This is a genomic window from Roseovarius pelagicus, from assembly GCF_025639885.1.
Taxonomy (GTDB): Bacteria; Pseudomonadota; Alphaproteobacteria; order Rhodobacterales; family Rhodobacteraceae; genus Roseovarius; species Roseovarius pelagicus.
In genome coordinates, this window is record NZ_CP106738.1 from 2,217,268 (window position 1) to 2,232,819 (window position 15,552).

A 15,552-nucleotide genomic window follows, 5' to 3' on the forward strand; every position below is an offset into this window, starting at 1 on the left:
ACCATGCCCCAACCTCGCGCCTGGCAAAAGATGCTCTCTGGCCGCCGCCTCGACCTGCTTGACCCGACGCCCGTGGATATCGAGATCGAGGATATCGCCCACGGCCTCAGCTTTGTCGCGCGCTGGAATGGCCAGACGCTGGGCGACTACGCCTATTCCGTCGCCGAGCATTCGCTGCTCGTCGAAACGCTCTATACCCGGCTCAACCCCAGAACCCCTGCCAAGTGGCAGCTGGCCGCGTTGCTACACGACGCGCCGGAATATGTGATCGGCGATATGATTTCACCGGTCAAGGCAGCAGTAGGTTCGGGATATGATGCCCTCGACACCAGATTGACTGCAGCGATCCATATCCGCTTTGGACTGCCTGCCGCCATACCCGCCACCGTCAAGAAACAGATCAAGAAAGCAGACAAGATAAGTGCATGGATGGAAGCCACACAAATCGCCGGATTTGACATGGTAGAGGCCGACCGCTTCTTTGGTCGACCGAACCCGGCCCTCATCGATGGGCTGACAATCCTCCTGCGCCCCCCGTTGGAAGCGCGCGCCGCCTATACCGCCCGCACTGAAGCCTTGCTTGAGGTTACTAGATGATCACAATTCGCCGCGCGACGACGCTGGATGCAGGCCCGCTGGCCGAATTGCTGAACGACATCATCGCAGCCGGTGGCACCACCGCGATGACCCTTCCGGTCACTGCCGCCTATATCCGAGAAATGATGGATTACGCACCAGATCAATCCGCATGGCACGTCGCGTTGGAGGGCGGCACGCTTTGCGGTTTTCAGTTCATCGAACCCCAGGACAACCTTCCGCCCGAAGCCTGCAGTATCGCCACATTTGTTCGGATCGGGCGCACCGGGCTTGGCATTGGGTCCACACTGTTCAATGCGACCGCCGAGGCGGCCAAAGAGCTGAGATATGACTGGATCAACGCCGAAATTCGCGCCGATAATGAAGGCGGGGTAATCTATTATCAAAGCCGGGGATTTCGCGATTATGGCCGGATCAACCGCGTCAAGCTCGGCTCGGGCCTGATCGTCGACAAAGTGCTCAAACGCTACGATATTTGAGCGCTCAAACCCTTTTCCTTGTAAAAATACCCGCGCCGCAGGCACGCCCGCAAGGGCGTCTATCGCGGTGAGCGTTTCGCCAGTATCCGCTGTAGCGTTCTGCGATGCATATTCAGCCGTCGGGCAGTTTCACTGACGTTTCGATCACACAGTTCATACACCCGCTGGATATGCTCCCAACGCACACGATCTGCACTCATCGGGTTTTCCGGCGGCGGTGGCAGTTCATCACCAGTGGCCAGCAGCGCATTGGTTATGTCACGCGCATCGGCAGGTTTCGACAGATAATCCGTAGCGCCGATTTTGACCGCAGCCACGGCCGTGGCAATGGCACCGTAACCGGTCAGCACAACCACCCGACTGTCAGGGCGTTTTTCGCGGATCACTTCGACCACGTCTAGCCCATTGCCATCCTCGAGCCGCAAGTCGCAGACCGCATAGGCGGGCGGGCGGGCCGTGGCGATGGCACGACCGGCGGCGACGGACAGGGCAGTTTCCACTTCAAAGCCGCGCTTTTCCATGGCTTTGGCCAACCGTCTCAGGAACGGCTCATCGTCATCCACCAGCAACAGCGACCTGTCTTCGCCGATCTCTTGTGCGCTATCCGCCATTCGGCCCGTTCCCTGATTTCATGTCTTTGGTAGTGAACTTTAGAACGCACTGTCAGACGCGTCAAACACTGCAACGGCGTTTTGGGTCAGTCTGCGGCGTCGACGAAGCAACCCACTTTGCGCGCCATGTCCTCGGCGCTAAGCTCGCGACGGAAAAACTCGACAAATCCGACTTCGGGTAATGTCAGATACGTCAGGGTGGTGTGGTCGACGAGGTAGTAATCCTCTTCACCTGCCAGCGGCTCTTGGGCCTGATAATAGGTACGGTACGCTTTGCTTGCCGCCCGGACCTGTTCGGGGCTGCCTGTCAGACCCAGCATCCGGGGGGTGCATCGCTTCGGTATAATCGGCGACCACCTCGGGTGTGTCACGCTGCGGGTCAACGGTGATGAAAACCGGCTTGACGATATGCCCCTGCTCTTCGAGCAGTTCAACCGCAGCAGCGTTGCGCGCCACATCGAAGGGACAGATATCGGGGCAAAAGGTATAGCCGAAATAAATCAGCGCGGGCTGGTCGATTACCTGCGCCGCTGTCACGGTCTGGCCCGTTCCATCCACCAGCGTGAAATCACCCCCAATAGCACCAGCGCCGCCAGCAACCTGCGACGCGCGGCATTGCGCGAACTGATCATCGCTGCGACCGATCGTCAGATAGTACATCGCGCCCAGCAGGCCGATCGCCGCCAACGCGGATGCTATGGCAAAAGTGCGGGTCATATGCTTTCCTTTCGTCGGTTTAGCAGGCTTGCCCTGTTGCGGGACATCTATCAGGCTGTCACAGACAGGCAACAGGGCGAAACAGCACAGATGACAAACATTTCATCGCCACCTATTCATGGCCGCAGCAGTGGTAACTGGATTCGCCTTCGCACCCTGATTTACCTGCGTTGGTGGGCCGTTTGCGGTCAGGTCGCGGCACTGGTGATCGCACAGCGGTTCTATGGTCTCGATTTCGAGATCGGCCTTTGCTATCTGGTGATCGGCGCGTCGGTGATTACCAATCTGGTCGCCGCTTTTGTCTTTCCTGCCACCAAGCGTCTGTCAGAAACCGAAAACCTTCTGGTTGTCCTCTTTGACATGCTGCAATTGGGGTTGATGCTGTATCTCACAGGGGGGCTGAACAATCCGTTCGCGATGCTGATTGTCGGGCCAGTGATCGTGTCGGCCTCTTCCTTGTCCACCCGGTCGACAATATTTCTAGGGCTCACCGCAATCGCCATCGTGTCGGTCCTGACAACCTATCATCTGCCACTGCACACGGCGTCACAGGTGGTGATCAGCATGCCGGACCTCTTTTTGTTCGGCAACTGGGCAGCAATCGTGATCGCGGTTATCTTTCTGGGGGTGTATTCACGCTGGGTGGTGGCCGAAATGGAGGCAATGTCAGACGCCGTGCAAGCAACGCAGATGGCGCTGGCACGGGAGCAAAAGCTGACCGATCTGGGGGGTGTGGTCGCCGCCGCTGCGCATGAGCTAGGCACACCGCTGGCCACGATCAAGCTGACCTCGTCTGAATTGGCGGATGAGTTGCCAGAGGGCAGCGAAGCGCGCGAAGATGCCTTGCTGATCCGCGAGCAAGCGGATCGATGCCGCGATATCCTGCGGTCGATGGGGCGTGCGGGCAAGGATGATTTGCACCTGCGGTCGGCACCTTTGACAGCCGTGATCGAAGAGGCGGCAGAGCCTCATACCGAGCGCGGCAAGACAGTACTCTTTGACCACGGCGCGACCAACCGCGCCATATTGTCTGACCAGCCCATAATTCTGCGCCGTCCCGAGATGATTCACGGGCTGCGCAATCTGATCCAGAACGCTGTCGATTTTTCGCAAGACACGGTCTGGATCGAGAGCGACTGGAGTGCGGACACTGTCACCATCCGCATCATGGACAACGGCAAGGGTTATCCACCGCATCTTCTGGGGCGTATTGGCGATCCCTTGATGCGTCGACGGGGTCGCGGGTTTGACCCCCGTCGCCCAGAATACGAGGGGATGGGCCTTGGCCTCTTTATCGCCAAGACTTTGCTAGAGCGGTCAGGTGCGGTCCTGAGTTTTGCAAACGGCTCTGACTCGTTTCGGACCGATCCGGCCTTTGCCCCACGAACCGGCGCGTTTGTCGAGGTTGCATGGCCGCGGGCGCAGCTGATGGCACCCTCGGACGCAGGACATATCGGTACGGGTGAAAATATCCCGTTCACATCCTGAGCATTGATACGCCGACAACCCCCTGACGGTTAACTGCCAGTTAACCAAAATTGACGAAACTTAACCCTACCGCTGCAACGAGGAGAGGGGCACCTGGCGTGTTTCCAAATACCGTGATCGAATGGTTTGGGTTTGCCCTGATGGCAGTGGCGCTGTCCTATGCGATGCTGTGGCTCATCGGTACTCTGATTGCGCCACCCGCGCACGACCAATCACGATCTGACGTCGGTTTCAACCGCGCGCATTATCTGTTCGAAGGCGAACTGATGATAGATCATGATGCCGGACACCTGCCGAGCAGTGAAACTGACCTGCCCGAATGGGGAGACCTGCGGCGCTGGCTGATGGGTCGGTTTGCCAATCTGCCCGCACGTCTGGACGATCTAAAGGACGGCGTGCCAGTGATTGCCCTTAGCCGAGACAGCCATGACACCGCCCAATTGGAAATTTGTCGTGATGGCGTGACAAGTCGGGTCACACTCAGTGACCCGCCCCATGTCTGCCCCGCCGGGCGGCATGCAATCCTCGCCGAACACGCCCGGCTGAGCGAGCTACGTGAAGCACTGGAAGCAGCCCCCTACCCTGCTTGGAAAACCACTCTGGATGGGGTGATCCTGTGGCGGAACACCGCCTGCGCCGAAACGTTCGAGCCGCGCGCGTTGCGCATGAATGTACCGTTGCCCGATCCGGGCCACAGCAGCAGCACGCGATTCTCTGTGCCTGCCGGACCACCCAGTGGGCCGCTATGGTTCGAGGTCCATTCGACGGCGCATGAAAGCCACGTCATGCACCACGCCACTGAGATCACCAAAGTGGTCCGCGCCGAAACTGTGCAGCGCGATTTCGTGCAAACCCTGACCAAGACATTCGCCTACCTGACGATCGGCCTCGCCGTATTCGATAAAAACCGCCAACTGGCACTGTTTAATCCCGCGCTGGTCGATTTAACCTCGCTGCCGGTCGACTTTCTCAGTGGACAGCCAGAGCTGATGGGATTCTTTGATAATCTGCGCAACCGGCAGGTTATGCCCGAACCGCGCAGCTACGCATCCTGGCGGGCACAGATCACCGCGATCATTGAATCCGCACAGGGCGGTCTCTATCAGGAAACATGGTCTCTGCCGAACGATGTGACCTACCGCGTGACAGGACGACCACACCCCGATGGCGCAGTGGCGTTTCTGTTTGAAGACATCACCGCCGAGGTCATGCTGGCCCGTCGCTATCGATCTCAGCTGGACCTGCGGCAGTCTGCCCTCGATAGCCTGCCAGAGGCTGTGATGATCATCGGCCCGAACAACGTTCTGTCATTCTGCAATAGGGCGTGTAGTCAGCTACTGAAAATCGACCCTGACAGCTGCTTTTCTGACATGAGCGTACGCGATCTGATCGCGGTGTGTGAGGTAACCTTGCCTGATCCTGTGATTTGGTCAAAGGTCGAACGCGCATTACGGCAAAGAACGCTGGATGCCCCATTGCGCAAGTCTGCCGATCTTTCAGATCGAGGCATGCTATCTTATCGCGTCGAATTGTTGCCCGCCGGCGCGCGTATGTTGATCCTGAACCTGACGTCACCAGCCAAAGAAGCACCTGTTCGGGCTGTAGCGGGCTGATCCCGGTTGCAGGGCGCGGCGGCGCGTGTAGTGTCGGCACATGCATTCGACCAACCTGATCTGCCACGCAAACGACCCTGATGTGACCAGCGCCATCGCCAGGCGTCTGGGCCCGCGTCTGGGTGCGGGTGATGTGATCCTGCTGTCCGGCGATGTCGGCGCAGGCAAGACGCATTTTGCACGCAGCATGATCCTGTCGCTGCTTGACCAGCCCGAAGACGTACCGTCCCCGACCTATACGCTGGTACAGACCTATCCCGGCAAACAGGCGGAAATCTGGCACGCTGATCTCTATCGTTTGAGCTCTGCGGGCGAAGTCATCGAACTGGGTTTGACGCAGGCAATGGAAGAGGCAATCTGCCTGATCGAATGGCCGGACCGGTTGGCCGATCTTGCGCCGGAGTCCGCATTGCACCTGACATTGTCCGCACCCGGCGCGCCACAAGAGCGATCTCTGAGTTTTTCATGGTCCGATCCGCGCTGGGCCGCTCTGACGGCGGGACTTTGTGATGACTGATCGCGACGCGGCGGCGCGCAGTTTTATCGCACAAACAGATTGGGCTGACGCGCGGATAGCACCGCTGGCCGGTGATGCATCGAACCGGCGCTACCTGCGACTGACGCATGCCGCGACGGGCGATACCGCGGTGCTGATGGATGCTCCACCCGAACGCGGAGAGGACACTGGCCCCTTTGTTGCGATTGCACGGTATCTGACCGATCTAGGGCTTAGCGCACCGCGTATATTGAATATCGATTCAGACACGGGGTTCTTGCTGATCGAAGATCTGGGCGATGCGTTATTCGCGCGTATTGTCCGCACGGAACCAACGCTGGAGCCAACGCTATACGCAGCTGCAACAGACGTGCTGATCGCACTGCATCAACACCCCCCACCTATGACGTTGGCGACATACGATGCACGGCTGATGGCTGATATGGCCGCTCTTGCCTATGATTGGTATCTCGGCCACGCAGGCAATGCAGATGCCGCCGCGCGGGCCGCCTTTCACGACGCGATTATGCGCACGCTGCGCACTGAGGTCGGCGAAACAAACGTGTTGATCCAGCGCGATTATCACGCCGAGAATCTGCTCTGGCTGCCGGAGCGGACCGGACTTGCGCGGGTCGGCCTGTTGGATTTTCAAGACGCCATGTGTGGCCATCCGGCCTATGATCTGGTGTCCTTGTTACAAGACGCGCGCCGCGACGTCCCACGCAGGATCGCCGCGCAGATGATCCGGCGCTACATTGACTATGCAGAGGCGGACCCGACTGCATTTGATCGCGCCTATCACGTTCTCGGCGCACAACGGAATTTGCGGATACTCGGCGTATTTGCACGACTGTGTCTGCGGGATGGAAAACCACATTATCTGGATCTCATGCCGCGCGTATGGGACCATCTGATGCACGACCTCGAACACCCTGCCCTGACCGAAATCGCACCCTTAGTACGGGCTGCGTTGCCCGCTCTTACCCCCGAAATCCTTAGCCTTCTGAGAGAAAAATGCGCCAGCGTCCCGACACTGTAATGCTATTTGCTGCGGGCTTTGGTACGCGAATGGGGGCGCTTACCCATGACCTGCCCAAACCACTGATCAAGGTGGCAGGCAAGGCGTTGATCGATCATGCGCTGGCCCAAGTGCGGGCAGCCGATCTGGATCGGATCGTGGTGAATGCCCATTACAAAGCGGATCAGATCCGCGCGCATGTCGCAGAGTCTGACATTCTGGTATCGCACGAATCGCCCGATCTGTTGGACACTGGCGGCGGCCTGCGCGCGGCGTTGCCGCTGACCGGACCGGGGCCGCTCTTTACCATGAACACAGATGCCGTCTGGGCTGGACCTAATCCGCTCGTTGCATTGGCGTCAAAGTGGGACCCTGACAGGATGGATGCCCTTCTGCTGTGTGTGTCTCCGACCCGCGCCATCGGCCACGCAGGAGCGGGTGATTTCGAACTGGATAATCAGGGCCGCGCGACCCGTGGGCCGGGTCTGGTTTATACTGGCGCGCAAATCCTTAAATCCGATCTGTTGGCACACATCCCAGATGACGTGTTCTCGCTGAACCTGCTATGGGATCGGATGATCAAAGCTGGCCGCCTTTATGGCCTGCCATATGATGGACACTGGTGTGACGTGGGTCACCCGGCGGGCATCGCGCTGGCCGAAGATATGCTACGCAATGCAGATGTTTGAGCCGCAGTCTCATCCGCGCCTCTATGCGCTGCCGCCCGGCGTCGATTTTCCAACCGAGCTGATCAAAGGGATCGATCAGCGGTTGGCGGGCCAGCCGCCCGAAGCGTTGGCGCAAGTTCTGCTGATCGTGAACACACGGCGCATGGCACGACGCGTTCGTGCAATCTGGGACGCCGGGCCGCCACGTCTGCTGCCGCGTATATCGCTTGTCACCGATATTGGGATGAACGCGGCGCTGACCGACCTGCCGCCGCCGGTCCCTGACCTACGCCGACGGCTAGAACTGATCCAGTTGATCGCTCGACTGTTGGACCAACAGCCCGATCTGGCGCCACGGAGTGCGCTCTATGATCTGGCTGACAGCCTCGCTGCGCTGATGGACGAGATGCAGGGCGAAGGTGTCGCGCCCGAGGTGATTGATGCGCTCGATGTCAGCGACCAGTCCGGTCATTGGGAACGTATCCGCAGCTTTCTTAATATCGTGCGCGAGTTTACCGGTGCGGACGCGCAGCCCGATGCCGCCTCGCGCCAGCGACGCGCCGTCGAGACGGTAATCGCACAATGGCAGATGAACCCGCCCGCGCATCCTGTGTTGGTCGCGGGCTCCACCGGGTCGCGCGGCACCACGCAACTATTGATGCAGGCGGTGGCGCATCTACCACAAGGGGCGTTGATCCTGCCGGGGTATGATTACGATATGCCCGATGCGGCGTGGGGTGGATTGACGGATCCGTTGCTGTCCGAAGACCATCCCCAGTATCGTTATCACGCGCTGCGCAGCGCCTTGGGCTTGCAGCCGGATCAAGTGGCCCGATGGACTGACACGCCTCCGGCCAACATTGCCCGCAATCGTGCCATATCACTGGCTTTACGTCCTGCCCCGATGACAGATGCGTGGCGCGAGGATGGGCCAGAACTGCGCGATCTGGCCGGAGCAATGCAGGACGTGACACTTGTTGAGGCCCCATCGCAGCGACAAGAGGCGCTGGCGATTGCGATGCGGTTGCGACAGGCTGCCGAGGACGGGCAAACTGCGGCGCTGATCACGCCGGACCGGACGCTGACACGGCAGGTCACGGCAGCGATGGATCGATGGGGCATCCTGCCGGATGACAGCGCCGGCCTGCCATTACATCGAACACCACCGGGACGGCTTTTGCGGCATGTGGCGGCGCTCTTTGAGACCCGGCTAACCGCCGAGGCGCTGCTGACGATCCTCAAGCACCCGATGACACATTCGGGCAGTGATCGCGGGGCGCATCTGCTTCTGACTCGCGAACTCGAACTGCGTCTACGCCGTCATGGGCCGCCCTACCCAGAGGCCGAAGACGTCATGGCGTGGGCCGCGACGCAAGATCACGAGATGGCGCCGGAATGGGGCAACTGGCTGGCCACGCATCTGTGTGGCAGAGACAGCGCCGCAGCAGAAAGCCCCCTGACCAGCCATATTGCGGAGCATTTGTCGACCGCCGAGGCGATCGCCGGGGGATGTCGTAACGCACCACCCGGTGCGCTCTGGTCAGAAGAAGATGGGCGCAAGGCACGTGAGACGATGCACGAACTGCGTGACGAGGCGGAACATGGCGGCAACATGCGCGCCACTGATTATGCCGCATTGGTGCAGGCGCTTCTATCGCGCGAGGAGGTGCGTAATCCTGACAATGCGCATCCAGATATTCTGATCTGGGGCACGTTGGAGGCACGCGTTCAAGGGGCAGAGCTGCTGATCCTCGCGGGCCTGAACGAAGGCAGCTGGCCTGAAGCACCCAAACCTGATCCTTGGCTGAACCGCGCGTTACGCAATCAGGCGGGTCTGTTGCTGCCCGAACGGCGCATCGGGCTGGCCGCACATGATTTTCAGCAGGCCGTTGCCGCACGCGAAGTCTGGCTGACACGATCCGTGCGCAGCGCCGAGGCTGAAACCGTTGTATCGCGTTGGATGAACCGGCTTCAGAACTTGCTGAACGGGTTGCCGGATCAAGGGGGGCAAGCGGCCCTTGCCGGCATGCGCGAGCGCGGTGCGATCTGGCTACGACGTGCCGCGATGTTGGAAGACGCACCCAAAACCGAGTCAGCCCCGCGCCCCGCGCCCTGCCCGCCCTTGGCTCAGCGGCCAAACCGCCTGTCAGTGACCGAGATAAAGCGCCTGATACGCGACCCCTATGCGATCTATGCGCGCCACGTACTTCGGCTTCGGCCCTTGGATCCGCTGATGAAGGTGCCCGATGCATTGTTGCGCGGGATTGTCCTGCACAAAGTGCTGGAGGATTTCATTCGTGAAACCCGCGATGATGACCACCTGTGCACCGCTGCCCGCCTGATGCAGATCGCCGAAGCGCATCTGATCGAAAACGTGCCGTGGGCCGAGGCACGCGCGATGTGGCTGGCGCGATTGGGGCGGGTTGCACATTGGTTTGTTCAGTCGGAGCTTGATCGTCGTAAATCCGCATACCCGGCCGCGTTCGAAGAGCGCAGCGAGGCGCGCATTGAAGTATTGGATTTTTCTCTGGTGGCGGCAGCAGACCGGATCGACATCGACCCATCTGGCAACCTGCATATCTATGATTACAAGACCGGCGCACCGCCGGGGCCAAAAGAGCAGAAATTTTTCGACAAACAACTTCTGCTCGAAGCGGCGATGGCCGAAATTGCCGGATTTGGCAAAATTGCGCCTGCTCGGGTCACCAATGCGGCCTATATCGGGCTCGGCAGTGGTGGCAGGATCGAACCCGCGCCATTGGACGACACCCCGACGAGCGAAGTATGGGCAGAGCTGACCGCGCTGATCGCAGCCTACCAGAATGTGGATATGGGATATACCTCGCGGCGGGCAATGCAGCGCACCCGCGATCCCGGCGATTATGATCAGCTCGCCCGGTTTGGCGAATGGGACATTACCGACGAGGCACAGCCGACAAAGGTGGGAAAATGACACGCGACGCCGCTACACAGCGCCAGATCGCTGCCGCCCGGCCCGACCGATCTACTTGGTTGGCGGCCAACGCTGGATCGGGCAAAACCAAGGTACTGACCGACCGCGTGGCGCGGCTATTGCTGGATGGTGTCGATCCGCAGCATATTCTGTGTCTGACCTACACCAAGGCCGCCGCAAGCGAGATGCAAAACCGACTGTTTCGGCGTTTGGGGAAATGGGCGATGCTGGGGGATGCCCAGCTGACCACAGAGCTGAATGACCTCGGGTTGGACGGGCCACTGCCAGACGAGGCGCTGCGCAATGCGCGGCGTCTGTTCGCCATGGCAGTCGAAACGCCGGGCGGGTTGAAAATCCAGACCATCCACTCGTTCTGTGCGGGTCTTTTGCGTCGTTTTCCACTGGAGGCCGGTGTCAGCCCGAATTTCTCCGAGATGGAAGATCGCGCGGCAGCCTTGTTGCGGGCGGAAATCGTTGAAGGGATCGCCGCCGGGCCGGAGGCCGACAAGCTGGCAGCCGTGGCGCGACACTATAGCGGTGATAGTATCGCCGATCTGGCACAAGAGATTGCTGGAAAACAGAGCCTGATCCAGCATGAATGGACCGACGCGGGGCTTCGTCGTGTTCTGGGTTTGCGCGACCACCAAACCCGAGACTGGCTGCGCGATTCTGTCTATCTGGGTGGCGAACAGGAAATTCTGGCCACTCTGCTGCCTGCATTGCGGGCCGGTACGTCTACCGATCAGAAAAATGCCGAAAAACTGGCGGCGATCAACACGCTTGATTTGGCGGCACTGTCGACCCTCGAGGGGGTTTTTCTGTCAGGCAAGGGAACCGACCCGCCCTTTGCCGCCAAGATTGGCACGCGTCAGGACTTCCCGACCAAGAAAACCACACAGGCGCTTGGCGATACTGCTGCACCACTACATGAGTGGATGCGCCGGGTCGAAACAGCAAGGGAGACGCGCGTCGCGCTCGACGCGCTCGACGCAGCCCACGCGCTGCACGATTTTGCTCATGTGTTTCTGGCCGCCTATGCGGAGGCCAAACAGCGACGCAGTTGGCTAGATTTTGATGATCTGATCCTGAAGGCGGTCAACCTGCTGACACGTCGAGATGTCACCGCATGGGTATTATTCCGTTTGGATGGAGGCATAGACCATATCCTGCTGGATGAGGCACAGGATACCAGCCCGGAACAATGGCAAGTCATTGCGCGTCTGGCGCAGGAGTTTACCAGCGGCATCGGATCGCGCCCTAACGACCGGCGAACGATCTTTGTCGTAGGGGACAAGAAACAGTCGATCTATTCCTTTCAGGGGGCCGACCCGCGCGAGTTTGACCGGATGCAAGCCGAGTTTGCCGAACGGTTGGGGGCCACGCCGGATCCGCTGCAATCGCATCGGCTGGAACATTCATTCCGCTCTTCACAGGTGATCCTCGATCTGGTTGATCAGGTATTCGCAAAGGTCGTTCAACCCGAAGGATTATCGCTTGATGCACACCATCTGGCGTTCAAGACCGATTTGCCCGGTCGCGTTGATCTATGGCCCGTGCCCGAACCAGAACAGGCCATCGACGATCCTGCATGGCATGATCCGGTCGATGTGGTCGCTGGCAACGATCCGGCTGTATCTCTGGCGGCCCAAATAGCACAAAGCATTTCAGATATGATCGACACGGGGCAGCCCATCCCGACCGGCGAGGGCACGACGATGCGCCCGGTCCGGGCAGGTGATGTGCTGATCCTTGTTCAGGGACGTTCACAGCTATTTCACGAGATTATTCGCGCCTGCAAGGCCCGCAACCTGCCCATCGCCGGCGCGGACAGACTGCGGGTAGCGGGTGAACTGGCCGTACGCGATTTGGCGGCATTGCTATCGTTTCTTGCTACACCCGAGGACAGTCTGGCGCTCGCCACCGCATTGCGCTCGCCACTCTTTGGCTGGAGCGAGACGCAATTGCACGCATTGGCGCAGCCGCGCACACAGCCCTATTTATGGCCAGCATTGCGCCTGCGCGCAGATGAATTCCCCGAAACGATGACAATCCTCAATGATCTGCGCGCCCAAGTGGATTATCTGCGCCCCTATGACCTGATCGAACGTATCCTGACACGCCATTCGGGCCGACGCAGGCTGTTGTCACGCCTCGGACCCGAGGCCGAGGATGGCATCGACGCGCTGCTCAGTCAGGCACTCGCCTACGAACAAAAGGCGGTGGACAGCTTGACGGGCTTTCTGGTCTGGCTGGAAACCGATGATCTTGAAATAAAACGTCAGATGGACAGCGCAGGAAACCGCATTCGGGTGATGACGGTCCATGGCGCAAAAGGGCTGGAGTCACCGATTGTTATCCTGCCGGATACGGGCGAACGCAACACGCCGATGCGCGGCCAGATCACGGTATCTGACGACATCCCCCTCTGGCGTATGACAGCCGATAACGTCCCCGCCCGGATACGCGACGCTGTTGATCTGGCAAAATCAGCAGAAGAAGCCGAGCGTGATCGCCTGCTCTATGTGGCCATGACACGGGCAGAAACCTGGCTGATTGTCGCCTGCGCCAAGCCACCGGGCAAGAACGGCAAGAGCTGGTACGAGAAGATTGCCGCTGGAATGACCGCAAGCGGAGCGTTTACCTACAGCTTTGATGATGCGGATGGATTGCGGATGGAAACAGGGAATTGGGCTGCAACAGAGACTGTTGTTGAACCTGAAACGATAATTGTCACCGCCGAGTTGTCTGCATTTTTCGGCGATCCTGTTTCCGAGATTCCGTCGCGACCCACCGCCCTTAGCCCATCTGATCTGGGCGGGGCCAAAGCTCTGCCCGGCGAGGCTGGGCTGGACGAGGACGCCGCCAAACGCTGGGGCCGCCAGGTACATCTGTTGCTAGAGGTTCTGCCAGACGTGCCGCATGATATATGGCCCGCAATTGTGGCGCAAATGCTGAGCACCGGACCGGACCGGGCTGATGCCACCACGCAAGCGGCCCTCCTGTCGGAAGTGGAAAACGTGCTGACAGCCACGGATTTGACCGTGCTATTTCAGCCTGCCGCGCTGGTCGAAGTGCCGATTACCGCATCGCTGCCGGAGTTGGGCGGCAGAAGGCTGCATGGTATTATTGACCGGATGATTCTGGGCACCGATCGCATTCTGATCGTCGATTTCAAAACAAACCGCGTTGTGCCTGACAGCCCGGCGGCCTGCCCCATTGGTCTGCTGCGGCAAATGGGGGCCTATGCCGCAGCGGTACGGCAGATCTATCCCGGTAAGCCCGTCGATACCGCATTATTGTGGACGCGCACAGCACAGATGATGATGCTCCCACACGATCTAGTAACAGAAGCCGTCACGACCACTTCAATACCTTGACCTTCGCCATGGCGATACCTACGTTCTGTCCGAACCCAAGATCCCCCAAAGGAGACATCCCATGGCCACCGTTGCCGTCACCGACGATACCTTCGACGCCGAAGTAAAGAATTCAGACATCCCCGTTGTGGTGGATTTCTGGGCAGAGTGGTGCGGCCCCTGCAAACAGATCGGTCCAGCACTGGAAGAGATCGCAGCGGAAATGGGCGGCAAGGTGAAAATCGCCAAGGTCGATGTAGACAGCAACCCGAATTCGGCCGTTGCAATGGGCGTTCGCGGTATTCCCGCACTCTTCATCTTCAAGAACGGTGAAGTGGTCTCGAACCGTTCTGGTGCTGCGCCCAAGGCTGCGCTGCAAAGCTGGATCAACGACGCTATCTGAATCGTCCCTCCAGACGACAAGACGGATCAGGGCACCCCGCGTGGTGCCCTTTTTCGTGCTTAATGGTTGCTGCCCTTGTGACATGCCCGTGCGGATTGCATATAAGCTGCAACAAAACGGAGGACGCACAATGGCCAAAGAGCAGTTTCCCGGTTGGCACGGCACCACGATTATCGGGGTGAAAAAAGACGGCAAGGTTGTGATCGCCGGTGATGGTCAGGTCAGTCTGGGCCAGACCGTGATCAAGGGCACCGCGCGCAAGGTTCGGCGGCTCAACCCCGGAGGGTTTGACGTGGTCGCGGGCTTTGCCGGATCGACCGCCGATGCCTTCACGCTGCTGGAACGGCTCGAGGCCAAACTTGAAGCGCATCCCGGTCAGTTACAACGCGCCAGCGTCGATCTGGCCAAGGACTGGCGCACTGACAAATATCTGCAAAAGCTGGAGGCGATGCTGATTGTCACTGATGGCAGTGATCTGTTGGTCATCACCGGTGCGGGTGACGTGCTGGAACCCGAGCACAATGTCGCTGCAATCGGATCGGGCGGCAACTATGCGCTGGCCGCCGCGCGCGGCATGATGGACACCGACCGCAGCGCCCAAGAGATCGCCCGCGCGGCGATGGCCATCGCCTCTGATATCTGCGTCTACACCAACGGCAATCTGACAGTCGAAACCATCGAGGGCTGAAATGACATTCCTAAAAATAGCAATTTTCCTTTTATTAACTCTAACCACCAGCGCTGCCATTTCGCAGTCCCGCGACCCGGAATGTCAGCGTTATGTAAACGACGCGATCCGGACGAACGAAGCCTCGGAAATTTACGATCGACAATTAAGAAATGCCCTCAGCGATAATGAATCCGCAATGATGGGAGATCCCGAAAAATCACTGGAGAGCTATTGCACCGCTTGGACTAACGTTCATCGTTCTATTGTCAGAGCCCTCAATGGTTACGATGCGGAGTTGGGTGCGTATAGAAATTTAAAAAAAACGTGCTTTCGTACGGATGACCTTCGGGTTGCCCGAGAGCGGATAGTCGCCATCGAACAACGGAAAGAAACGATTAATTCTTTGTTTAGTGCATCGCTCAAACAAATTGCCAACGAACCATGTAGCCTATTCTGAGCTATCCAGCTAAACCCAAAGCCGTT

13 protein-coding genes and 1 pseudogene are annotated in these 15,552 nt (G+C 59.3%); 12 read left to right on the forward strand and 2 right to left on the reverse strand.

Going from position 1 to position 15,552, the window contains the following annotated elements; genetic code table 11:
• Positions 1–3: 3 nt before the first annotated feature.
• Positions 4–597, forward strand: a complete 594-nt coding sequence (locus tag N7U68_RS12040) for an HD domain-containing protein (protein ID WP_165195221.1) — start codon at positions 4–6, stop codon at positions 595–597.
• A complete protein-coding gene (locus N7U68_RS12045) occupies positions 594–1,076 on the forward strand; it encodes a GNAT family N-acetyltransferase (protein ID WP_263046958.1) in 483 nt (160 codons plus the stop codon). Before N7U68_RS12040 ends, N7U68_RS12045 begins: the two co-directional genes overlap by 4 nt.
• Before the next feature lie 59 nt (positions 1,077–1,135).
• Here the strand turns inward: N7U68_RS12045 and N7U68_RS12050 are convergent, their stop codons facing one another.
• Together N7U68_RS12050 and N7U68_RS12055 are read right to left on the reverse strand one after the other, a co-directional pair.
• Complete coding sequence (locus N7U68_RS12050; protein WP_165195217.1) at positions 1,136–1,687, reverse strand: ActR/PrrA/RegA family redox response regulator transcription factor; 552 nt, start codon at positions 1,685–1,687, stop codon at positions 1,136–1,138.
• Positions 1,688–1,773: 86 nt separating this feature from the next.
• Positions 1,774–2,404 (reverse strand): annotated as a pseudogene (locus N7U68_RS12055) (SCO family protein).
• A 90-nt stretch (positions 2,405–2,494) separates the two neighbouring features.
• Between N7U68_RS12055 and regB the strand changes: the two are divergent.
• From regB to N7U68_RS12105, 10 genes are all read left to right on the forward strand, one after another.
• Positions 2,495–3,892, forward strand: a complete 1,398-nt coding sequence (gene regB / locus N7U68_RS12060; protein WP_165195213.1) for a sensor histidine kinase RegB — start codon at positions 2,495–2,497, stop codon at positions 3,890–3,892.
• 98 nt (positions 3,893–3,990) lie between these two features.
• Entirely contained in the window at positions 3,991–5,505 is a 1,515-nt protein-coding gene (locus N7U68_RS12065; protein ID WP_263046959.1) for a PAS-domain containing protein, read from the forward strand.
• A 40-nt stretch (positions 5,506–5,545) separates the two neighbouring features.
• Positions 5,546–6,022 (forward strand): tRNA (adenosine(37)-N6)-threonylcarbamoyltransferase complex ATPase subunit type 1 TsaE, encoded by a 477-nt coding sequence (gene tsaE / locus N7U68_RS12070; RefSeq protein ID WP_165195209.1) that lies wholly within the window; start codon positions 5,546–5,548, stop codon positions 6,020–6,022.
• Entirely contained in the window at positions 6,015–7,040 is a 1,026-nt protein-coding gene (locus N7U68_RS12075) for an aminoglycoside phosphotransferase family protein (protein WP_165195207.1), read from the forward strand. Before tsaE ends, N7U68_RS12075 begins: the two co-directional genes overlap by 8 nt.
• The gene (locus N7U68_RS12080) at positions 7,016–7,708 is read left to right on the forward strand and encodes a nucleotidyltransferase family protein (protein ID WP_165195205.1); all 693 of its coding nucleotides are present in this window, start codon (positions 7,016–7,018) and stop codon (positions 7,706–7,708) included. Before N7U68_RS12075 ends, N7U68_RS12080 begins: the two co-directional genes overlap by 25 nt.
• The gene (gene addB / locus N7U68_RS12085) at positions 7,701–10,640 is read left to right on the forward strand and encodes a double-strand break repair protein AddB (protein WP_263049150.1); all 2,940 of its coding nucleotides are present in this window, start codon (positions 7,701–7,703) and stop codon (positions 10,638–10,640) included. The genes N7U68_RS12080 and addB overlap by 8 nt, the downstream gene beginning before the upstream one ends.
• Entirely contained in the window at positions 10,637–14,017 is a 3,381-nt protein-coding gene (gene addA, locus N7U68_RS12090) for a double-strand break repair helicase AddA (protein ID WP_263046960.1), read from the forward strand. The genes addB and addA overlap by 4 nt, the downstream gene beginning before the upstream one ends.
• A 61-nt stretch (positions 14,018–14,078) precedes the next feature.
• Positions 14,079–14,399, forward strand: coding sequence for a thioredoxin (trxA, locus tag N7U68_RS12095; RefSeq protein ID WP_165195201.1), 321 nt, complete (start codon positions 14,079–14,081; stop codon positions 14,397–14,399).
• Positions 14,400–14,529: 130 nt separating this feature from the next.
• On the forward strand, positions 14,530–15,087 hold the full coding sequence (gene hslV, locus N7U68_RS12100) for an ATP-dependent protease subunit HslV (RefSeq protein ID WP_263046961.1): 558 nt from the start codon (positions 14,530–14,532) through the stop codon (positions 15,085–15,087).
• Between the two features lies 1 nt (position 15,088).
• Entirely contained in the window at positions 15,089–15,526 is a 438-nt protein-coding gene (locus N7U68_RS12105) for a hypothetical protein (RefSeq protein WP_263046962.1), read from the forward strand.
• Positions 15,527–15,552: the final 26 nt, after the last annotated feature.